Source organism: Phormidium sp. CCY1219, from assembly GCF_035615515.1.
GTDB lineage: Bacteria > Cyanobacteriota > Cyanobacteriia > Cyanobacteriales > Laspinemataceae > CCY1219.
In genome coordinates this window covers 1-22,409 of sequence record NZ_JAJENT010000228.1, presented here as the reverse complement: position 1 = coordinate 22,409, position 22,409 = coordinate 1, and the positions used below count along the sequence as shown (strand labels likewise).

The 22,409-nt window shown below is 49.6% G+C and carries 17 protein-coding genes; 3 read left to right on the top strand and 14 right to left on the bottom strand.

Features of this window, described 5'->3' with window-relative positions; genetic code table 11:
* Nucleotides 1-155 precede the first annotated feature (155 nt).
* The 13 genes from atpD to LKK83_RS02150 form a co-directional block, all read right to left on the bottom strand.
* Nucleotides 156-1,604, bottom strand: a complete 1,449-nt coding sequence (gene atpD / locus LKK83_RS02210) for a F0F1 ATP synthase subunit beta (protein WP_324629153.1) — start codon at nucleotides 1,602-1,604, stop codon at nucleotides 156-158.
* 971 nt (nucleotides 1,605-2,575) lie between these two features.
* The gene (locus tag LKK83_RS02205; protein WP_324629152.1) at nucleotides 2,576-3,445 is read right to left on the bottom strand and encodes a choice-of-anchor L family PEP-CTERM protein; all 870 of its coding nucleotides are present in this window, start codon (nucleotides 3,443-3,445) and stop codon (nucleotides 2,576-2,578) included.
* A 712-nt stretch (nucleotides 3,446-4,157) separates the two neighbouring features.
* On the bottom strand, nucleotides 4,158-4,511 hold the full coding sequence (locus tag LKK83_RS02200; RefSeq protein WP_324629151.1) for a hypothetical protein: 354 nt from the start codon (nucleotides 4,509-4,511) through the stop codon (nucleotides 4,158-4,160).
* 460 nt (nucleotides 4,512-4,971) lie between these two features.
* Nucleotides 4,972-5,262, bottom strand: coding sequence for a cell division topological specificity factor MinE (gene minE, locus LKK83_RS02195; protein ID WP_324629150.1), 291 nt, complete (start codon nucleotides 5,260-5,262; stop codon nucleotides 4,972-4,974).
* A 23-nt stretch (nucleotides 5,263-5,285) separates the two neighbouring features.
* Complete coding sequence (gene minD / locus LKK83_RS02190; RefSeq protein WP_324629149.1) at nucleotides 5,286-6,092, bottom strand: septum site-determining protein MinD; 807 nt, start codon at nucleotides 6,090-6,092, stop codon at nucleotides 5,286-5,288.
* A gap of 227 nt (nucleotides 6,093-6,319) precedes the next feature.
* Nucleotides 6,320-7,228 carry a septum site-determining protein MinC gene (gene minC, locus LKK83_RS02185; protein WP_324629148.1) on the bottom strand — a complete coding sequence of 303 codons (909 nt, stop codon included), beginning with the start codon at nucleotides 7,226-7,228 and terminating at the stop codon, nucleotides 6,320-6,322.
* Between the two features lie 226 nt (nucleotides 7,229-7,454).
* Nucleotides 7,455-9,227 (bottom strand): tetratricopeptide repeat protein, encoded by a 1,773-nt coding sequence (locus tag LKK83_RS02180; protein WP_324629147.1) that lies wholly within the window; start codon nucleotides 9,225-9,227, stop codon nucleotides 7,455-7,457.
* 125 nt (nucleotides 9,228-9,352) lie between these two features.
* Entirely contained in the window at nucleotides 9,353-10,702 is a 1,350-nt protein-coding gene (locus LKK83_RS02175; RefSeq protein ID WP_324629146.1) for a four-carbon acid sugar kinase family protein, read from the bottom strand.
* A 115-nt stretch (nucleotides 10,703-10,817) separates the two neighbouring features.
* A complete protein-coding gene (locus LKK83_RS02170; RefSeq protein WP_324629145.1) occupies nucleotides 10,818-11,537 on the bottom strand; it encodes a hypothetical protein in 720 nt (239 codons plus the stop codon).
* An 82-nt stretch (nucleotides 11,538-11,619) separates the two neighbouring features.
* Nucleotides 11,620-12,318 (bottom strand): hypothetical protein, encoded by a 699-nt coding sequence (locus tag LKK83_RS02165; protein ID WP_324629143.1) that lies wholly within the window; start codon nucleotides 12,316-12,318, stop codon nucleotides 11,620-11,622.
* Nucleotides 12,319-13,054: 736 nt separating this feature from the next.
* On the bottom strand, nucleotides 13,055-13,681 hold the full coding sequence (locus tag LKK83_RS02160; protein ID WP_324629142.1) for a retron system putative HNH endonuclease: 627 nt from the start codon (nucleotides 13,679-13,681) through the stop codon (nucleotides 13,055-13,057).
* Nucleotides 13,678-14,934 carry an AAA family ATPase gene (locus LKK83_RS02155; protein WP_324629141.1) on the bottom strand — a complete coding sequence of 419 codons (1,257 nt, stop codon included), beginning with the start codon at nucleotides 14,932-14,934 and terminating at the stop codon, nucleotides 13,678-13,680. Before LKK83_RS02155 ends, LKK83_RS02160 begins: the two co-directional genes overlap by 4 nt.
* A gap of 108 nt (nucleotides 14,935-15,042) precedes the next feature.
* A complete protein-coding gene (locus LKK83_RS02150) occupies nucleotides 15,043-15,312 on the bottom strand; it encodes a YciI family protein (protein ID WP_324629140.1) in 270 nt (89 codons plus the stop codon).
* Between the two features lie 664 nt (nucleotides 15,313-15,976).
* Here LKK83_RS02150 and LKK83_RS02145 point away from each other — a divergent pair.
* The 3 genes from LKK83_RS02145 to LKK83_RS02135 all read left to right on the top strand — a co-directional run bounded on the left by LKK83_RS02145 (nucleotide 15,977) and on the right by LKK83_RS02135 (nucleotide 20,448).
* Nucleotides 15,977-16,774 (top strand): HEAT repeat domain-containing protein, encoded by a 798-nt coding sequence (locus LKK83_RS02145; protein ID WP_324629139.1) that lies wholly within the window; start codon nucleotides 15,977-15,979, stop codon nucleotides 16,772-16,774.
* 182 nt (nucleotides 16,775-16,956) lie between these two features.
* Complete coding sequence (locus LKK83_RS02140) at nucleotides 16,957-18,393, top strand: cyclic-phosphate processing receiver domain-containing protein (protein ID WP_324629138.1); 1,437 nt, start codon at nucleotides 16,957-16,959, stop codon at nucleotides 18,391-18,393.
* 486 nt (nucleotides 18,394-18,879) lie between these two features.
* Complete coding sequence (locus LKK83_RS02135) at nucleotides 18,880-20,448, top strand: ATP-binding protein (protein ID WP_324629137.1); 1,569 nt, start codon at nucleotides 18,880-18,882, stop codon at nucleotides 20,446-20,448.
* A 179-nt stretch (nucleotides 20,449-20,627) separates the two neighbouring features.
* Here LKK83_RS02135 and LKK83_RS02130 read toward each other — a convergent pair.
* Nucleotides 20,628-22,409 (bottom strand): DUF4114 domain-containing protein (locus LKK83_RS02130; RefSeq protein ID WP_324629135.1); only part of this gene is annotated, 1,782 nt, incomplete at its 5' end.

The following is a 22,409-nucleotide window of genomic DNA, read 5'->3' as shown; positions in this document are numbered from 1 at the left end:
ACTGAACTCTTAAAGGCATTATCAAAGTGCCTCTACCAACTCCTTTAAGAGAAAATCCTAAAGTTGTCGCTACTTTTGTAAATCGTTACTTGCTTGGGGGTGCGATCGCTTCGGAGTGGCGAACCAAACTCAGGAGCGATCGCACGATTGAGCAATTAGCCTTTCAGTTTTTCAGCTTTGGCGATCGCTTCATCTATATCGCCCACCAAATAGAAAGCTTGTTCGGGCAGGTCGTCAAGTTTGCCAGACAGAATCATCTGGAAGCCTTTAATCGTATCTTCCAGCTTCACGTACTTACCAGGCGCACCGGTAAACACTTCTGCCACGAAGAACGGCTGAGACAAGAACCGCTCGATCTTCCGGGCGCGCGCCACAGTCAGGCGATCGTCTTCGGACAATTCATCCAAGCCCAAAATCGCAATGATGTCTTGCAGTTCCTTATAGCGCTGCAAGGTGGCTTGCACTTCCCGCGCGGTGTTGTAGTGTTCCTCACCCACCACGTTGGGCTGCAGCATCGTGGAGGTGGAACCCAGGGGATCCACTGCCGGATAAATCCCTTTGGATGCTAACGCCCGGGACAACACCGTGGTGGCGTCCAGGTGAGCGAAGGTGGTGGCCGGTGCCGGGTCGGTCAAGTCGTCTGCGGGTACGTACACCGCTTGAATCGAGGTAATCGACCCTTCGGTGGTGGAGGTGATCCGCTCTTGCAGTTCGCCCATTTCCGTAGCCAAGGTGGGCTGATATCCCACAGCAGAAGGCATCCGACCCAGCAGGGCGGATACTTCAGACCCCGCCTGCACGAAGCGGAAGATGTTGTCGATAAACAACAGCACGTCTTGCTTGTTCACGTCGCGGAAGTATTCCGCCATCGTCAGCGCCGACAACCCAACGCGCATCCGCGCACCCGGGGGTTCGTTCATCTGACCGTACACCAGGGCCACTTTCGATTCGCTGAGGTTTTCGGCGTTAATGACCTTGGATTCGATAAATTCGTTGTAAAGGTCATTCCCTTCGCGGGTGCGTTCGCCCACACCACCAAACACGGATACCCCACCGTGTGCTTTGGCAATGTTGTTGATCAGCTCTTGGATGATGACGGTTTTACCCACACCAGCACCACCGAACAATCCGACTTTTCCGCCCCGTCGATAGGGAGCTAGCAAGTCGATGACTTTGATGCCGGTTTCTTGAATCGAGGGCTTGGTTTCTAATTCGGTTAAGGTCGGGGCTGCCCGGTGGATGGCCGATCTTTGTTCGGCGTTGACTGGCCCAAGGTTGTCTACGGGTTCGCCAATCACGTTAAAAATTCGGCCTAGGGTCATTTGGCCCACGGGGACGCTGATCGGCTGCCCCTGGTCTACCACTTCCATACCGCGCACTAATCCGTCGGTCCCGCTCATGGCAACGGCGCGCACTTGGTTGTCCCCAAGTAGCTGCTGCACTTCACAGGTGACGGAAATTTCTTGTCCGGCTTCGTTTTGCCCTTTAATGGTCAAAGCGTTGTAGATCTGCGGCATTTGGCCTGCCGGAAATTTAGCGTCTACAACCGGTCCAATAATTTGGGTAATGTATCCTACGTTTGTTTTTTCTGCGGTGGCTACCATGCTTGCGTCTTTCTTGATAATTCAGCTATATCGGATCCGCTCTGACAATCTGACTTCGCAGTGACGTACTCCTCACACCGATGCAAGCATACGGTGCGGGCTTCTCCCACCGGAAGTGTTTTACCACTGGCTACCGGGTTCGAGTTATTATAGTGAGGAGACGCCCACCCCCACTTTAAAAATCTGCTTCTCCATTCAGGAGGCTTGCTTTTTTTAGGGCCTTCTATTTCAACGTTGGAAACTGCGGACTTGCGGCAGATGCCTACCGGTCAGCTCCGGTTGTCGGTAGAAGCCCTACCGTATCGGGGGAAAGTCAACCCTGCGAAAGCGAAAGCAATTTTAACACTACTCGCTCGGTTTTTATCCCGACGCTGACCTCCGGTACAGCGACTGGCTGACCTCCGAGCCAGCTAAAATTGCCACCCTTTAGGGTATCATCAATCGGGATCGCCGTACAATTCTCAATCGCATCGAGCGCGATCGCTCGTTTTTTTCTCGGGGCCATCTGCCTGTTGCTATTGGCCGATCGCCCTCCCTGTTTTCTGCAAGTTGCTGATTAATTATTCACAATCTGTAATATTTAGCCAAGCTGGCAGCTTGGATCCGCCAGCTTTGATAGAAAATGGGGGAGTTGGATGGGGCGATCGCCTAGGGGTTGGAGGATGAGGGGGAGAGACTCTGGGGGGTGGCGATCGCGGTTTTAGAGAGAAATGGCGACTTCTGGAGTAGCTTTGTGGGGCAAAATGCTCGGGTGAGGAGGGATGACGCGATGGGGAAGGAGAGAACCACTGGTAAAAGGTGCAGCCACCACAGGCGATCGTCGCCAAATCAGCCTCGAAGAACACTGTTTGAAACCTGCAAAAGGAGTTGGATGTCAATCTGGGGATGACTCGTGCAGGCGATCGCTGGTGCAGTTCGCTCTGTCTGGTTAAAGGGTCAATTCAATACCAGCCCCAACCAACCCGATTGCGTCACAGTTGGGGTTTGAACTTTTTGAGCAACGTCATACCCGTCACCATCGCTAAGCCAAACAAAACTCCCGGTTCCGGAACTCGCTCCGCATTTGGGGGAAGCTGGGTTCCGAGAGATCCGCCTTTGAGAAACACAGCCGAATCCAGGTAGCCATCGCCCACATCTTTGATATTTATGGTCAGGGTATTGGTCGCATTTTGGTTGACCAGCCCCTCAAAAGTCAGCGGTTTTGTGTACCCATCGAGTTTTGTCATTGTAGTGCTTCCCGTGGGGTTAGAAATGAAATCGGGGTGATAGGAACCTTCTGGATCGGGCACGAGATGGTTAATTGTGACGGATTGTCCATCAGTGAGGGTGGCGAGATTTTCTCCATTCAAGAGCAGTTCAAATGAATCGTTAAATGTGGAACCACCAAACTCGACAAACTCTTCCGAGCCAAACACATATTCAAAGAAGAGTTTGTCTACTGAGGTATCCGCATCAAAACTAATTGATAGAGAAATGGCGTCATCTTCTGCGCCTTCTGTACCGAAATCGGTGCTGAGATCGTTGGGGACAGTGGAAAAATCGGCGATAATTCCACCATCTTCGGCGTTTTGACCCGCTAGAACGATCGCATTTCCCGTACTGAGGACGATACCGGAACCCAAGTCGAAGGGGTCATCGTTAAACAAGCCAAATGCATTGGCGTCACCGGTGGTTGAGATAGAAAAATTACTCAGTCCCGTGGTATCTCCGAGCAGAGCGTCGAGCAAATCTTGGGTGCTATTATTTTGGGTGATGGTAAACGCCATTGCCGGCGCGCTGACCAAAGAAAGGGCAACACTGGTGGCGATCGCTGTGGTGGTAGCGTAGGAAATTCCGTTCATAGATACTCCTGAAAAACATCCTGCGACAATCGAATCATCGACTTTAACTCGAGTGTAACCGCATTTTTGGCAATTACCGGAAATTTTAATAATTCAGCAACAAATGCCTCGGCCCTGGGAGGAACGAAAATTCGGAAATGCAATCCGGTTGCTAGTTCCTAGGGAAGCCATCTACGGCAAGAATCAAACTTTAGTGTAGCCGTATTTTTGGCGATTTCCAGAAATTTTAATACTTCAGCAAGAAATGTGCCGCCTGTGGGATGAGCGAGGATTTGAAACTCTGGCGGAAGAATCTCTCGGGAGACAAGAGAGCTGAGGCGTTCAGGTGTACCATCGGCAATGCTGTGGCGGAGGCGTCGCCTTGGTTTCTACCGCTCTCAACACCTTGCATTCCGCAGTTGGGAGAGTTCTAGAAATAGAAATACCGACCCACCACTCCATTTTAATCGCGTATTCTACTGCTACCGCGATGATGAGGAAAATGAGGAGGGTCTGCGATGCTAGGGGATTGGGACGAGAACGCTGGATCGGATTGATGCCAATTTGACCAGCACGGCTCCAGAGTAGGTTCCTCAACCCCCAAGCCAATCAGTAGCCAGCTCGAGAGCAAAAGTGGAAGCATCAGATGCAGGGGTTGTATTTCACAAAAAATTGGGAGACTTGCTGACACACCCTTGCGCTACTCTTCAATCAGGGGGAAACACTTACTGGGTTATACCCCACATTTATTGTATCTCAAACCATCACCTTTCTGAAGCCCAAAAATTATCCCTCGGCTGATGTAGGTTTCAAACAACTGAGCGATTGCTCGCCAAGCACAGATGAGCCAAGAGCGATCGCCCACACCCATCCTCATTGGACGAATAACCAAGGACAATTCACAGCAACCGGTGCGCGACTCGGCAAAGGAACTTGCAGCGGCGGGGATAAAATAAAATGTTTGAGCAGAAAATTCCAACATATTTTCGGAACTTTTGGGCGCAAAATTATCCGTTGGATTCAAGGGTAACACAAGTTCAAAACAACCGAATTGTGCGCGGTAAACTTGGTTATTTTTTTCCATCAATGTTAGAATTAGAAAAGAAAAATAATGCTACAGCGTTCGCTCCAACTATCAGGAGAAAACGGATAAAGTTTTGTGAATTTTTTGGCGAAAAAAGAGAGAAAATGAGTGAAGCGATCGCCTCTTGACCCTGTAGGAGGCGCAATCATTGACCCCCTTAGAGATCGCCGCGTGGGTGCCTGCATCAAGTGCTAAATCCGATGGAGGTCGAAGCGAGGTTTGTCGGCCAGCACAATAAATTACCAATAAAATGCAATTTTTATCGGCACTAAACCCTTTTCAATTCCAAGACTTATCCAGTTTAAATCAATGCAGCAATTCAGATAAACGAGAATATTTCCCCCATAGACATGACAAATTCACTGGTCTCGGAGAGAGGCCAGCATTGAGGAGTGAGGGTTACCAGAAGGGAGCTATAAGAGCAAAGGGGGCATAAGCACGAGAGGTCGAACGGTGCTGAGGGTCACGAACTAGAAGACGCGGGATTTTCTTCTTTGATGCGTCGGATAGGCAGGTTAGCAATTAACGCAGTAGCGCGTTGGTTGTTTTCCAGGGAAATTTCCAATCCTTCGATATCGAGTTCGACATAGCGAGAGACCACTTGGAGGATTTCTTGGCGCATCGCTTCCACGGTTTCTGGGTTGAGGTCACTGCGATCGTGAGCCAGCACCAGTTTCAGGCGACGTTTGACTTCCTCACGACTGTTGTCGTCGCTGCTTTTCGGGAAAAGTCTTTCGATGAGTTCGCTAATCATGGTGCTTGGGGGGTGGTAGAGCCTTAAACGATCTTAGCCGATAATTTTTTGCGTAGCCACGTAAAGAAGTTTTCTTGAGGAACGCGCAGATCGAGAAAATCAACTTTTTCTCCTTCCAAGCGGCGAGCGATATTATCAAAAGCGACCCCCGCCATCGAGAGATTATCCGATAATACCAACGGTTCCCCGCGATTGGTAGAAACAATCACGCGCTCGTCATCGGGAATAATGCCCAGCAGGTTAATGGCCAGAATTTCTTGCACGTCCTCGACCGACATCATATCATTCGATTCCACCATTGCCGGTTTGAGGCGGTTAACCACCAGGTTAATTTTCTTGACATCGTGAGCCTCTAACAAGCCCACCACCCGGTCTGCATCGCGGACGGCGGCGATTTCGGGGGTGGTGACGATAATCGCTTCCTCAGCGGCAGCAATGGCATTTTGAAAGCCCATTTCAATGCCGGCGGGACAGTCTACGAGAATAAAATCAAATTTATCGACTAATTCGCTAACGATCTGCTTCATCTGTGCGGGCGTTACCGCATCTTTCATGCGATTTTGTGCCGCAGGCAGCAGGGCAAGTTGGGGCTGTCGTTTATCTTTAACTAACGCTTGTTCGAGGCGACAGTGACCCGCAATGACTTCCACTGCCGTGTAGACGATCCGGTTTTCCAATCCCAGAAGTAAGTCTAGATTTCGCAGACCGAAATCGGCATCCACGACAGCAACAGTATGACCCCGTTTTGCCAAAGCCATTCCAATATTGGCTGTAGTGGTGGTTTTACCCACCCCTCCTTTACCCGACGTGATGACAATAATGCGACTCATGTAACAGGATGACTCACTTTTCTAACTGCTGGCGGACCGATTCGCGGTTCTCGTGCCTTGGTTTGAAGGTTTCAATTCCCCACAGGGATGAGGGGAAATTGACCTTTTAGCGGTTGAGTTTTGTTTAGGGTTCAACGGTGGTGCCGTGGCACGAGAATGGCTGGATCGAGTTTAGCGCATTTACTTTAGCATGATGAGGGTAAGCCATGCGAATCATTAACCACAACTTAGCTAAATTGCGAGAGGGCTTGGGTCTTGGAAAAATCGCTGGCGCGGGAAATGCGGATCCCTTCGGGGGAAACGTAAGCCACTTCGGGATAAAACTCGGGTGGGGCTTCTGGTGCTCTGGCCACGAAGTCGGCAATCCGAATTTGGGTCGGTTCCATCTGCAATGCCATGATGATACAGCGAGCGTTGCCGCTGACACCGGCTTGAGCAATGCCTCTTAAACGCCCCCAGACGAGGATATCGCCGTCGGCAATAATGGTTCCCCCCGGGTTGACATCGCCGATGACGATCACGTTACCGGCGTGGCGAATTTCGACCCCCGATCGCAACGTGGTTTCCAGATAGAGCGGATCGGCGAGGGATTTGGCGGTGGGGGCATGGGCGGCGGGATTGAAGGCGTCGAGGGTGGCCCGTTGTTCCACGGAGTAGCCTGCAGTTACAGCAGCAACGGCGGTTTGTCGGCGACTGGTGTAGATGCGGCGCATCTCGAGTTTGACCTCTTTGAGCGCTTCGGCGATCGCCTGCAATTGTCGCACGTCCAACAACCGATCTTGCGCCAGCAGGTTAACCGCCGAGTGGGGTTGCCAAAAGCGATCGCCGGCATTGAGCCGATGCTTTAGCTGTTGCCAAATCTCTTTCCACTCCGTTGCAGATTGTTTATTCTCTTCCTTCTGAGTGTGGTTTTCCGGTGGCAACACCAGCAGCAGTTGTCCCCTATTATCGGTTTTAAACCGGACTTGCCAGGTGGGTGTCGCTTCCGCTTGCTTCACCACATCAGTTTCTTCTGTGGCAGTTTCGGCAGCCTCTTCGCGGTTTTCGGAAACAGTGGAATCGTCTTCGCGGTTTTCGGATTCGCGGTTTTCGGAAACAGTGGAATCGGTGGAAGACACTGAGGTATCGGAAGTCATGGCGCTAAATGTCCTATTGTAATCCCAGATAAGGATTTTACTTCATTGTTCTCCCCCTAGGATATTAGCATCTGAAAATTCCACTTATAGCATTTTTGGGGAGGGATCTTGGGCGGTGGTTCCTGCTTCGCCCCCTCTCTGGCGGGGGCGATCGCCTCCACTCCCCCATTTTCCCTGCCATCTTTCTCCCTTTCCCCCGAAAAACTTTCCCGGCTGTGTCATTCCCTTATCCCATCTCGGCCCACTTCATTAACTTGCCCAACGCCGAAATATCCACCCAAATATCTTCGTAAAGCGGATGAGTGTAGTAGCGTCGCCTTTCCTCAGAGCGCGAGTAATACGCCTCCAAATCGCCTCCCAATAAATAATAATACTCTAACCCAACTACATTGGCGAGCAACCAATAATTAATCGAAATCCCAGTGGGCGAAAATATTTCTATAATTTTCGTACCCGCTTGGCAATACACTGCATTCGTCAGTCCCGCCCCATGGGGCGCAACAATCGCATCCGCCACAGCAAACAAGCCAATTTGTTCCGCAAACGAAAGCGATTCGAGGGAGATTTTGACAAATCCATACTGACTTAAAAACTGCACCACTTCTTCTTCATTCACCACCTGTCGATAGCTGGCCGTTTGGCGAGTGATATAGAGTCGGCGCGGTTGGTCTAATTTGGGCGTGGCTTTTTGCGGGAGAAAGGTTTCTCGGAGAAATTCGCTACTCCACTTGGCAATTAAACCCACTTGACCGGGCAAGGAAGGTACCAGCAATTTCTTGGCTTTTATGTGAGGTAGTTTGGTGCTTTCTATAATCTTTTCTGGGGGAATACCGAGCAACTGCAAACTGTCTTGCTGGAAGGGCAAATCGCAACTGTTGACGGCAAAAAAGTCGATGGCAGCGAAGTCGATATTGCTCTGACGCAGTAATTCAATGCGCGGGAGCAAATCTGCTTGCCAATGATAATAGGTTCGACCGCCGCGCACGGTTAAAAAGGCAACAGTTCCATCGATTTGTGTGGGCGGGGGTAACTTGGGAGAAACGGCGATCGCTTCTGCACTCCCTTGAGAAACTTCGTCCAAACAGCCACCATCCGCTGTAAAAATAGCCGTGTTGTGGGCATCTCCCCAAGCGCGTCCGTTGTTAAGAATTGCTACAAAGGTTTCTGGGTTGAGATATGCTTCCCACTTAAAATACCGATGAATAGAGTTCTCGAAGGTTTTTGGCGCAGAAAGATAATAATAAAATTTAGGCTGAATCGGGACAACTTCGATCGCCGGAGAAGGATGGGTGTAAGAGGTAAGTTTCAGGGGGAGTAACGGCCCGGAATAAAATGCGTTAATCTCCTCAAAGGGAAGAATGTGGAGGGCGCAAGCTAGGGCGGATTCTGTGCTGCCTTTTTGGAAAAAAAGGTAGCATAATTGGAGGTAAGCGTCCTCGAATTGCGGTTGAATGAATAGGGTTTCGATGTAGGCAGCGATCGCCCCATCCAATTGTTTTTGTTGCATCAGGGCATTGCCCAAACTAAAATAGGCTAGGGCGAAGTGCGGATTGAGGGCGATCGCTTGCCGATAGCATGTCACCGCCGCATAAATGTTTCCCTGCTTTCGCCGGATAACGCCCAAATTAAGATACACTTCAGGATAATTGGGATTAATTTGCAAGGCAGTTTGGTAGCACTGAATCGCCCCATCAAACTGCTCTCGTTGTGCCAGGGCATTGCCGAGGGTAAAGTAGGCAGTGGCGGGAATTAATTCCGGTTGCAGGTTGCGGGCTTTATCGTAACAGCGAAGTGCGGGGAAAATTTTATCTAAACTGTGGAAAATTTGGCCTAAAGTGTGGTAATATATTGGACAATGGGGTTGCAGTTTGATGGCTTGCTGGCACAGGGCGATCGCGGTGGTCAATTCTGCGCGATCGCAATTCAGTTTTGCCTGTCGATGCAGATGTGCTGCCTTCTCGGATTGCTCAGCAGCGCGACTATCGAGCGGGTGATTCATAATGGTTAGAAAGCACAGAGAAAGAAGCGGCGATTTTGAATGAATTATCCGCCATAATTAATCAGTGAGTGAGTCTACCGCATGTTCGGGGAAGGAAAATGCGGTAGACTCGGAATAAAAAAGCGTTAACTTTGGTGGCTGAGGCGGTGATAAACGGTAACTAAACCATTCACATCGCCCACATTGCCGGGAAAGAGAACCACGGGTAAATTGGGAAATTGAGGATGTTCGGCGGGAGTGCGGACGATGGAGCAACCGGCTAACACTTGACCGAGTAAGCGGGCGGTGGTCAAGGCCAAACCGGTACTCAAAACATCATTAGAAGTAATGCCGCCTTTGCTAATTAAAAAGCCAATATCTTTTGGCAAACCGCGCACCACATCCATTAATAAAGAAGACACGGCTGCCCCAAATGCTAAGCGAGTTTGGACGTCATTAAAAACCAGTTCTTCGCGACTGGTGTAAATGACCGGGGTTTTACCGTCATTGTGGGCTTGATGGACGTTTTTGAGAATTTTGTCGAGCAATGCTTGACGCTGAGTCGCAGACTCTTCGAGTAAATGAGAGACATCGATTTCGATACCGATGACGGAGGTATCCACCAGGAGACGTTCTAACTGTTGGGTGGTTTTTTTCACGTGGGAACCGACGAGAATCGCCCCGGGTTTGCCTTCGCGGACGAATTGCCCCATATCTTCGGCGGGGACGGGTTGAGGGCCGAGTTTGGCGAGGGAGGTGAGCAAACTGGCGGCGCTGCGGAAGAGGAAGCGTTTGCCCTTGCTGGCGGCGGAGAGGACATCGCTGGCGAAGCGATCGAGGTCTGCTTGGGTTTCGGCATCGACGACGCAGCATCGGTTGTCCGAGAGTTGCATCAAGCGTTCTTCGGTGGAGATGGGGTTCATTGCTTCGCCTGCGGGACGCATATCGGCGATGCCAAATCGTTCCACGTCGGCGGCTTTTATTCGACCTTGGGTTTTTTCTTCCACATAGGCGGGAAGGTAGCTATGCTGATATCCGAAGACGGAATCTTTGGCGAATTCGGTTTCGTGGACCGGGGTTTCGACGCCATCGACGATCAGATAATGGGTGCTATTTTTGGTGATGCGTCCTCCTTCAAAGAAGGCTGGGGTGAGAAAATGGGCGTCAAAGGAGCCGAGTTCTTGGGCGATCGCGTCGGTTTCGATGGGATAATGGCCGCGCAGGGTGGAGTCGGAACGACTGACGATGAGGAAATCTTCGATGTTTTCCGCGTCTAGGGATTGTTTGAGGTTGTGGCAAACTTCCCGGGTGATGGCGTCTGCTTGTTCTGGGGTCAGCGCCCGGGTGTTGGTCAGGATGAAGAAGATGGCAGAGCGATCGCGCAACCCCTCGCGCAAGGTCTCTACATCCCAGCGGGTCAGCAGCAGGCAACTGTGAACCGTTTGGGACCCGGTGGGGTCATCATCGAGAACGATTATTTTCGGTTGAGTAGTCATATTTTATCGGAATGCTGAGGTTGCTATTTTCTCATCTTGCCAGAAATGCTCACCCAGATAAAACCGGTTCGCGGGGGATTGAGAAAACCGGGGGGCGATCGCGGCGGATTTTTTGTTAGTAATGGGGGCGGCGGTTCTGCATTTTTCGCAGTTCTCCTTGGGTGTTTAATGCGATTTGCAAGGCTTCATTGAGCAAGCGTCCGCGTTCGCTGGCTTTGTCGCTAACTTGCAAGGCTTCTAAGGCGTTTAAGTTGTTGGCAAATAGTTCGGGATTGCGTTGGATGAAGTTTTTGTTTTCCCGCAGGATTCTTTCGGTTCTTAAGGCGCGCAGTAAATCTTGGCGGGTGAGTTCTAAGGCGTCAATGATTTCTTCGCGATTGGTGAGTTGGACTCCGGGGTTGCCCACTTCTTCGAGTTGGTCGTTGAGGTCGATGGCTTTGATCAGGTCGTTATAGTTTTCTACGTCATCGAGGAGTCCGAGGAGGGAGTCGCTTTTATTGGTGTTGTTTTTTAGCCACAGCAAGCGGGTTAAAATGGCGCTCAAACAGGTGGCGATCGCCATAGCGGTCAGCACCACCCACGGCGGACGATTGGGAAAGGCGAGGTCGATGGGCAATCCCTTAACTTGCCATGCAATTAAGTCGCCGACGATTAAGGAGGCGACAAATAAAATGATGGTTAAACAACAAACCACGAGAGTTTCTTTATATAAAAAATTCGACCTTTTTTCCCCTGCTTCTAGGGTGGAAGGTCGGATTAAATCGTCTACGGACACGCCACTGAGGCGTCGGAGTTCGCCTTTGGTGATTTCTAATCCCTGTAAATCGCGTCGCACAGATCGATGCTCCTATGAGGTAATTTCTCTGTCATGCAGCCGAGGGACTTTCGCGCAGGATGCTGCGTCCCTGGTGGATATTTTAACAAAATTTGTCGGTTGGTTCTGGGGTTTGGGATATTTTTCCCATTTCTTGGTTGGCGCTGAGGGCTATCTGGAGGGCTTCGTTGAGCAGTCGCCCGTGTTCGGTGGCGCGATCGCTCACTTGTAATGCGGTTAATGCAGTTAAGTTATTGGCAAATATTTCCGGGTTTCTGGCAATGAATTTTCGATTTTTTCTCAGGATTTTCTCGGTTTTTAAGGCGCGAATTAAGTCTTCGCGGGTGAGTTGCAGGGCTTCGATAACTTGTTCCCGATTTTGTATATGCACGTCCGGGTTGCCGGCTTCTTCTAGGCGATCGTTGATGTCGATTGCTTTGATGGTTCCGTTGAATCGCTCTACGTCGCGAATCAATCCGGGAAGGGATTGGGTAACGTACTTTTTCACCCAGAAAAATTGAATGAGTTTACTGGCGATGATTCCCAGGAAAAGTTCGAGTAAAAGGAACAGAAAGCTGGCGGGAAAGTTGAGCTGCAGTCGGTTCATCAGCGTCCCATAGCTCAAGCCGATGATAAAGGTAAAAAAATGGGGTAAATGTCGGATGAAAAATGGGGATTCGCTGCCCGAATCTAGGGCAATTAGGGTGGGGAAAGAAAAGTGGATAACTGCTTCTATATCGACGCCACTCAATCGCTTGAGTTCGCGCGAGGTGATGGGTAAGTCTTGTAGATCGGGTCGCACGGCTGGATCTCCCTGGTTTGACAATCACTGTGCAGTCTGTATTCTGCTACTATACAACCGGATCCGCAGTATTCTGGCGAGAATGGAAGTTCCCCCGAGGGGTGACGCGGTGGCGGAGTCCGGGGATAAGGGTTGGTTTTCTTAATTGTGGCACAAGCGTGGTTTTTTTGCGGCTAGGAGACTCAATTGTGGCAAAATATGGCCCGGGTTGCGTGCCGGAGACTCAGCCAGTGTGGTGGCGTTTCTGAGGCGGAATCGCGATCGCGAAATTTTCTCTGGGGGGCCAATGGTTTGGATGGGTTCGGTTTAGGGATGCGATCGCGGACGATGATGGCTTCAATAGCCTACTCGGGATTGTCTTTATTGTGCCTCAGTCATAATACTCATCCGCTTCCCCCGATCGGAGTTTCACTCCGGACATTTTTTCTGTCAAGGGGTGCTGCATTTTTGTATAACTTGGCTCGATTTATGTATAATTAATGCCGTCGGGCGTTAAGTGAAAAAAATTCTCCCTTCAATCCAGGGCAAACAACCGTATAAAACAGAGGTAACCTAGTATTGGTTTTTAACGTGAGGCTATAAGTAGTTTTGTCCCGTTCCGGCGCGCGCTGGGAAAGCTTCTCCAGAGCTACCCCCTCCCCTCAGTAAGGCAAGCCTAAGAGGCCCGCTTGCTTAGCTGCTTCACTCCATTTCAGATTCCAACGTTCCCTGGCCAAATTAGATACATTTGCCGTTTCTAGACTCCGTAATACTCCTGGAGATAATACAAAACTGCTGGACAAAAAGGTTGATATTTTCCATCGTCATCTCGCTGCTGAAAATCTCGATCTACAAGCTGTGCTTCTGTCTCGGTGATTCCTATCCATATATCAATTGCCTCCATACGAGCCTGTCTGAGGTCGTAATCGTTGAGTCCAAAAATATCGATAGTTGTTGCAACAGCTTCAGTCTTTTCTGACTCTTCTGTTGGGAGCATTTCTCCGTCGCCTGAGTATCTAAAAAAGGCTTCGCAATTTACCATCAGTGGCGAAACACTAATGTGACGATTGCCTTTTTTCTTACCACAGCGATTGAGCCAATTCGGATCTCTACCGCATGACGCGAGTAGATTGGTGTAATCCAGAGCTAAATCTGGATCGGTTTCGCTTTGAGGTTCTAAATGTTCAAGGTAGCTGGTCGTGGAATCGACTCGCTGACAGCAGTAGCAGCAAATATAGCCTTGTTCGCTCAGTAAAGCAGCATGGAGCAAACCCTTTTGCGGGTTTTGCAGGCTTTTATAATCGCAATTGACCCCGCTCTCCCGTTGTGCTTCCTTCCATTGGGTAAATTCTTCAGGTTCATTTCCCTTCTTGATGTATTTCATCGGTTGAGAATTTCTTTTCTGCGAATCAGTCCATCGGCGCGCACAAATTTTGGATCGTCCGAGCCTAATTTTTCGGCAAGCTGTTGACGTAATTGGCGGGCTTTGTCCAGTTCTCCTCTATCAATCAGGCGAAATAGTTCCAAAAATTTTTCCTCGATTTCGGGCGGACGTTCTCGCGTATCCATGAGGGTTTCTAAAATGCGATTGCTATCTTTGCCAAAGGAGCGTAGCTTTTCGGCGACAATTCCTTCTGATGTCATCGTTAAAAGCTGTACCCATTCAACATCACTAATAACTTGGGGAGAATGAGTCGTGACGGTAAACTGACAGTTGGGAAAAGTGTGAGTTAAAGCAGGAATAATACCTCGTTGCCACTTTGGGTAAAGATGCAATTCTATCTCATCGATGAACACAACACCGCTCCCGTTGAGGGGATTGGTGTCGGGGTCGGGATTTGCGATCGCCAAACGTCTTGCCAAATCGCCAACTAATGCAAGTAAGCATTTTTCTCCATCGGAAAGTTGACTGACGCTGAGTTGTTCCCCTTGTTTGGAAATCGTCATTCGCAATGGCGATCGCTGAATTCTGATGTTTTCTATGCCGTCCAACAGTCGTGAAATGGCTTGTCTGACAGCTTCTAACTGGCGATCGCGATAATGGATCGACTCCATTAGCCGTCGTTCGTTTTCTAAATCTTCGCGTTCTCTAAACCATTCAAAAAACCGCCTGAAGGCGATCGCACCTCCGGTCAGTCCCTCTTCATACCCCGCGATCGGGTTCTCGAAAAAATGCTTTTTCCTAATTCTTAACGGAATATCCAATACCGCACGATTGGTTGGATAGTACGCCAGGATCGGTAAAGCAGTCTCGGGGTTTTCATCCAAACGTTCGTGAATGTCGCTAACCACTTTTCTTAACTCGGCCAGATTGCTGCTGGTATCTTTCCTGCAGCCGCTTCTGGCTTTAGTGCGAGACCATTTGACTGGATGGCTATCTATCATCACTGTAATTTCGTTATGGGTTTCTTTTGAACCGGTTTTAATATCTTCTTCCCTAAACAAACGTCCGGAACTCTGGGGATTTTGCAACCGCGCTGTAAACCAAGACAAAAGAATAGCTAAACAATCCAGAATGCTCGATTTCCCAACACCGTTAGCTCCAATTAAAACCGTTGGTTCGGTTGGCTCGAACTCCAACGTCAACTTCTCGATTCCTCGAAATGAATCTACACTCAAGTGCTTAACTTTCATCATTCGCTTTAAACTCCTTTACGAGTTGGACTGTTTCCCTTTCTATTTTTAAAATACATCGCTCCATCGGAATTTATTAACCCCGTGCCGAACTCCCTCCATACATAAATGTTAAAATGCTTGAATCCACTCTTTGACTTCATACTCCGTCCAAATACCATTTTGCCAATACGGAACTGCTTCTATCGCCTGTCTTACTGTGGCTTCGTCTGCTGCTTCGTACACCCCAAAGACTTTGGTTAAATCTTGTGTCGGTTCGATGGTAATTACCAACCCGGCTTCTTTTTGTTTGGCAACTCCATCTAAATGTGCTTGTCGATAGAAGGCGTGTTTTTCCGTAACATTTTCGCAGTAATTCCGCCACATTACATATTTTGGCATATCTCGATTGACGCGATTCTACACTACCAGTCATTTTACAATTTAGTACGTCGTCAACACCGTTGGCAACTGAATTCCTCTGCCTCTGCAATTGTTGGATATTGCTAACTTGTTATTAGCAAATTTAATCCTTTTCGTACAACAGATAGGGCGATCGGCTTGGGAAATGGGAAGCGCCTTTTTTTAGGACGAGGGAGAGTTGTCAATTATCTTCTAGACAAAAAGGAGAGTCCCAAGCTATGATTATTGATAGCCACCATTGCAAAAAAAAGTAAAATTAAAAAGTTAATTTCACAGTAAAATATCAGATACCAGTCTTTTATAAGAAGCTTATGCACCAATAGGAGGAGGTAAGGCTAAAGAGGCTTGTGAAGCACTGGAGATTTTAATGTATTAAGCAAAATTAAATCGCACAAGCCAGAAAAAATGAGAATAAAAACCACTCAAAAAGCTTGCCGTTGCCGAGGCTGCCGATAGCAGTAACCAAAGCACCTAGTTATATAATTAAACCGCTCAAAGTCATTGTAAGTGCCACAGGAATAACACCCGATTACCTTGGGGGAATCGCTCAATCTTAAACCGAACATTCTTGTCCACTTGCAGTGACTTGAAATGTTTAATCTACTCAACCGAAATCTAATCAGAGATAATGCATACAAAAGCCATGAACGATAAGAGTATTCAGGAATTGCTAGAGCGTTTGGATTCAGATGATGTGGGACGACAAGCCAAAGCATTGCTCGATCTAATTGATGCAAAAGTTTATCAAGCTGCACCGAAGATAGTAAAGTTACTGAAGTCTCCCGATATAGATATTCGGGGGGATGCGGCATATGCCTTGGGATATGTGGGAATCCACGAAACCGAAAGTGTTGGTGCAGCGCTAATGGAAATCCTGAATGATGAAGATGAGTTGGTAATATCTGAAGTCGTCGAGGTTCTTGGTGGACTTCAATATACCCCAGCCATTGAATTGATTGGAGAGTTATTAAGACAGGATCCTTCACCTTTGGTTCGCGCATCAGCGGCAGAAGCACTGGGATATTTAGGAGGCGCTGAAGCCATAGAATCCCTTGAACTTGCACTCCGGGATTCTGACGAAGATGAATCAGTGCGAGCCTATGCAGCAAACTCCCTGGGGCTGTTAGGCACCAACCAAATTTTATCCAAACTGGAAACTTATGTGAAATTAGAGCCTTCCCTCAGCGTGAAAGCTGAATTACTGGCGGCAAGATATTGGCTGGGAGCCAAAGAAGATATTAAACAGCTTTTGAGCTTGCTGAATAATGCTGACGAACATTTGGTCACATTAATCCTAAATATTTTAACGGATTTGACAGAACGCCAGGTTCCATCAACACTGCATAGTGATGCCCCTAATATTCGGGAGGTATTGAGCAATATCGGGCAACGCATACCGATACTGCGTCCTCATGCTGAAAAGCTGATGGTGCAAGCATAAAACAAGAGGTAGAATGCGCGATCGCGTTTTACACTCGCATTGGCGCGAAAATTCTCCCTGAGTGGCGGTTCTGTGGCGTCACCAGGGATGCCCTGAGCAAGTTAGGGTCCTACGCCTGATAGGTCAGACCCCACACTGGGAATACTTTTGATTATAGAAACCCAGAGTTGGCGAGGGTTATTATGGCGGCTACGATTGCAATTTTAGAGGATAATCAAGGGCGCATCCAGGCAATGGAACAGTGCCTCAATGACTCTTTTCCCGCCTGGGAGCATATTTTTTTCAATAATGCCCCAGAGGCGATCGCCTGGTTTAAAGAACACCTCCACCAGTGCATTCTCATCAGTCTCGACCACGATTTAGGGCCGAGTTGGGAACGCAATGGTCAACCGTTTGACCCGGGAATTGGACGGGATGTGGTGAATTATCTCGTCACCCAAACGCCCCAGTGTCCCGTGATTCTTCACACCGCCAACAGCGAGGCGGAAATTGGCATGGAAATGGCCCTGGTGGCGGCCCATTGGACCGTGGAACGGGTGATACCCATTTCCCCCCTTGATGCCCCGGAAAATGGGGCTTGGATCCAAAATGAGTGGGCGGGGGCGATCGCGAAATTATTAAAATCCACCGTGAATAAATTAAAGCGTAAGGGAAGTAATGCCCTGGAGGCTAATGGGGACATTCCCCCCCCTTTAACCCCACCTTGTTCGCGAATGATTATTGTATTAGATGACAGCTCTCATTGTGAAAAAATAATTCGCGAACAACTGCAGGAGGTATTCCCGGCGTGGTCTTCTGTGTGTTTTAAAGATTCTATCGAATTAATGGCTTGGTTGTCAAGCAATACCCCGCGTTTTAGTCGTTTAAATCGAGCGAAAACGATTGTGGTATTGGAGGATAATTCCAAGCGCCTAGAACTGATGCGACTGCATATCAACGAGTTGTTTCCGGATTGGTCGTCGGTATTTTTCGATACAGCTCCCGATGCGATCGCTTGGCTCTCGGATAATTTAGCCAAATGCGATTTAATTAGTTTGGATTATAATTTAGGAACCAGTTGGACGCGCCAAGAAAAGTTTTTTGACCCGGGTACTGGCAAAGATGTGGTGGATTATTTGGCGACGAAACCGCCACAATGTCCGATTATTTTTCACACCTCCCGGCGGCAAGCAGAAATTAGCATGGAAATGAGTTTGATAGACACGGATTGGATATTCGATCGCGTGTGTCATCATAATGATTTGAAATGGATAGAAACCCGGTGGATCGAGTTAGTAAAATTGCTGCTGCATCCGATTGCCAATCAGGAATTGACCTTGGCGGATATTCCGTTTTCGATGGCGCGATGGCGTTTGTTGAACCTGTTTGCGTTGACCTTTGATGGGTATCGGGTGTGGGAGTCACCGCAAGCGTGCATCGAAGTGGGCGATCGCTGTGCTGAGAAGTATTTTCGCAAAGGGATTCTCCCCTCATCTTTAACCGAACTTCGCACCGCCTTATTGGTGGCGCGCAATTACTGGCGACACTACGATAGCGAACCCGACGAGGAGACGATGGTGTTCCTGCGTGCGATGGTGGAGTGCATCCGGGAAAAAGTCCGCGCCGGCGAGATTGACTGACCCGGGGACAGTTCCGGATCCACAAAGGCATTTGCGAGGGTGTGCAGTGGGATCGGCGTCGGCCCTGTGGCGGTAGAATTGGGTAGCGAACCGGGGGTAATGCTTATTTTGGCAATTGACACCAGGGTAATTCTACTCATTTTTCATCAATTTATTTCGTTTGTCATCCCTCGCAATTCCAATGGAATCAACCCCGCCGAGGGAGTCACAAGACATCTTTGCATATTGGGGAGATTCCCCCTAGTATTGTCCGTGACTTTCTCTCGGCGAACCCCCTTGAAGCGCTTTAAAGCCACCGGGGATCGTTGCTGAACCCTTGCCAGTCTGTTTTTCCCGGCTCCTTTGTCCGGGGGGTGGCGTTGAACCATAAAAAATATTAATTTTAATAAATTTTCCTAGCTTTTAGGGCGGAAAAGTTTTAAAATATTCTTAAATCTTCAGAAGATGAGGAGGGTTTGCCGTGGTACAAGCAGGTGGAAGGCAGCGATGGCATCTCAGTCTCGAGTCAAAAAATATCTCGCCGATTGGCTGCAACTCGGTCAAACCGTTTGGCTGGACAACGGGGCGATCGCGAAAACGCCAAAATCGATAATTTGCGGCAACTCCTACAGCACAGAGTTCCAACAACTCTGGCAAACCTTGCGATCGCCCACATCGGGAATCTGTTATTTGCAAGGAACCGAGCAAACCATCGCCGAATTATTGACGCCAAGGTGGGAAATCTTAGATTGTGCCCGCTGTTCGATGCCCATCCCCCTACCCACCGCTGGAATGTCCCCCATGACTTGTCCCTGTCACGACTTACCCCACTGGCCCAACATGCAACTCCCCACTCCGCGATCGCCGATCGGCGATCGCGCTACCCTGAAAGGTATCTGCAATTCTATTGACACGATGGTATATCCAGCAGAGTTATCGGCGTTGAGTACAGATATGGAAAGGTCAGAATACGCCCCATCAGAACCCACCCTCGATCGCATTCGCCCGCAAAGCGAACTAATTTTAAATTCCGTGGGAGAAGGCATCTGTGGGTTAAACAAACAGGGCAAAATTACTTTCATCAATCGCGCCGCCGAAAAAATGCTGGGCTATGAATCGAAAGAAGCGATCGGTCAATCCCTGCAAACCTTTTTATTCCCCTCTGTGACAGATACCAATGTCTGCCCCTATCTCAACCATTTAATTGATGCCACTCTCGATGGCGGCGTGGTTCATTACGTCACCGACCAAGAATTTTCCCGAAAAAACGGCACCTGTTTCCCAGTAGAATACTTCATTACTCCCATGCGGCAAAAAGGCGAAATCGTTGGAGCCGTACTAACCTTTAAAGATATCAGCGATCGCCTCGCGCTCGAGCGCATGAAAGATGAATTTGTCTCCGTGGTCAGTCACGAACTGCGAACCCCCCTCACTTCGATTCGCGGCGCGTTAAAATTGCTCTCTAGCGGGTTACTCACCGCCGAACCGGACAAATCGCAACGCATGCTCGAAATTGCCGTAGACAATACCGATCGCCTCTTGCGCCTGCTCAACGATATTCTCGATATCCAGCGGATTACCTTTGACAAAACCACCATCGTCAAGCAAACTTGCAACGCCGCCGATTTAATGAATCATGCCGCAGAAACCATGCAAGGAATGGCGGCAAAAACCCAGATTAAAATCGCCGTCGAACCGCTCAACCTCAGCTTGTGGGCCGATAGCGATCGCCTGCAGCAAGTCTTCACCAACCTCTTAAGTAACGCGATCAAATTTTCCCCCGCCGGTTCCACAGTTTGGCTCACCGCCTCCCTACAAGACAGCGCAATTTTATTCCAAGTTATCGATAAAGGACGGGGCATCCCCGCAGAGAAACTCGAAACCATATTCGAGCGCTTCCAACAAGTGGATCCCGACGACGCCCGCACCTATGGCGGCACCGGTCTGGGATTGGCCATCTGTCAGCAAATCGTACAGCAACATGGCGGTCGCATTTGGGTCGAAAGTAAAGTCTCGGAAGGCAGCACCTTTTCCTTTACCCTCCCCCTCTTCCCCGTCGCTCAAATTGCCGGATAAACATTACCCTATAAAAGTTTATCTGTCAAGAACTGACCGCCAAAATTGACCCGTTAATATTCACTAATTCAACCCTCCCCCTCTCTCTAAATAAACCCCGATCCACAGATGCGAATCGGGGCAATAGAGTATTCAGCACTTAAGTATAAGAACGCAATCAGCGCCGATTTCCACGCCGATTAAATCAGCGAAAACGCCTCCGGAGTCAGATCGCTTTCTTGTACCCCCGTCAGAGAGGCCAAGACTGCCTCGGTTTCCGTCACTTGAATCAGCGTCGGATCCGTACTCGCGCTACCTTGGGTAATCGTCAGGTCATCAAAGGTCAAACCACCAGACAATCCCAGAGTATCTTCACCGAGGACAAAATCCACGATCGCATCCGTACCGCTATCCGCTGCTAACGCGAAGGTATCTGCCCCTTCACCGCCGATTAGCACATCTTCACCCGGACCGCCGGTGAGGGTATCGTTGCCCAAGTCGCCATAGAGCACGTCATTGCCCAAGTCGCCATAGAGCATGTCATTGTCCTTGCCACCTCGGACGATATCATCTCCTTGACCGCCATACACGGTATCGTCCCCTTGGTTGCCGTTGAGCTCATCCGTGCCTTGGTTGCCATTGATGTTATCTACCCCTTCGCCACCAAGTACGGTGTCGTTACCTTCACCACCTAACCCAGTATCATCGCCAAGGTCGCCATACACTTCGTCTGCGCCGTCTTCGCCGAAGATAACATCGTCATTTTGGCCGCCATGCACCACGTCATCCCCCGCGCCACCGGCAACCGTATCTTCCCCAACGTTTCCGTTGAGGTTATCATCGCCTTCGCTGCCTTCGATCGCATCTTCGCCATCCATTCCTCGGATATAATCGTCGCCTTCCGTACCGGCGATCGCGTTATCCCCTTCGTCACCGTCGATCTGTTCGCCGGGAACCGATGCTTCCGGGGTATCCTCCTCGGTTTCCCCTTCACCGGTATCCTCACTGTCGGTATCTTCGATGTCGCTGACTTCGCCATCCTCAGACTCTTCTACCGCTTCTTCCCCAGGGCCTTCCTCTGGGTCATCCTCGGAACTGTCGGGAATCGGCTCGAGTATCAGAGGCATATCCGCGTCATCGTCGCCCTCGGCGATCGCCGCTTCCATATCCGCCAGGAATGCTTCCCCCGCCTCGGATGTGCGCCAATCTTTCTCCGGCGCGATCGCTTCATCCAGATGCAGGGCGCGTCCCTTCGCGCCGGATACCCGGAACATCACATCGTTATAATCCCGATCCGACCCGCGATCCACGCGCAGATCTTCCATCGCAAATACCGTGCCATCGCCGGTCATATCCGACACCTGACCCATTTGCATCCCATCCTCGGGATTGGCAGTTGCTAAGGAAAATAACGGACGTTTCGCACCCAAACTCCCCGGGCGATCGAATGCTTCTTGCACCGTACCCGCCGGCACCAGCATCACCCCAAAGGCATCCCCGGGATTCATGGCAAAGTTCTTCTCGCCCTGGTAACTATCGGCATCGTAATTGAAGTAGTCGCCGAGGGGTTCGGTCATTTGCGCTCCTTCGATCCGGTCTCGAATCACCACATGACCGAGTTCCGAACCAGTGAGCGATCGCCGCGCCGCTTCTTGGATGAATTCTTCCGACCCCGGTTCTAGCTCTTCCATCCCCTCAATGCTGAAGATGGCTACTTCACCTTTATATGCACCACCGTCATACAGATAGTCGAGACTCACCTCGCCGCTTTCATCGACAATGAAAAATCCCGATTCAAACGGTCCGACATTCTCGGGCAAGGTATCTTCGCCTTCCGACCCTTCGATATCGTCGTCGCCTTCCGACCCTTCGATATCGTCGTCGCCTTCTGACCCTTCCATATCGTCGTCGGAATCTTCCATATCATCGTCGGAATCTTCCATATCATCGTCGGAATCTTCCATATCATCGTCGGAATCTTC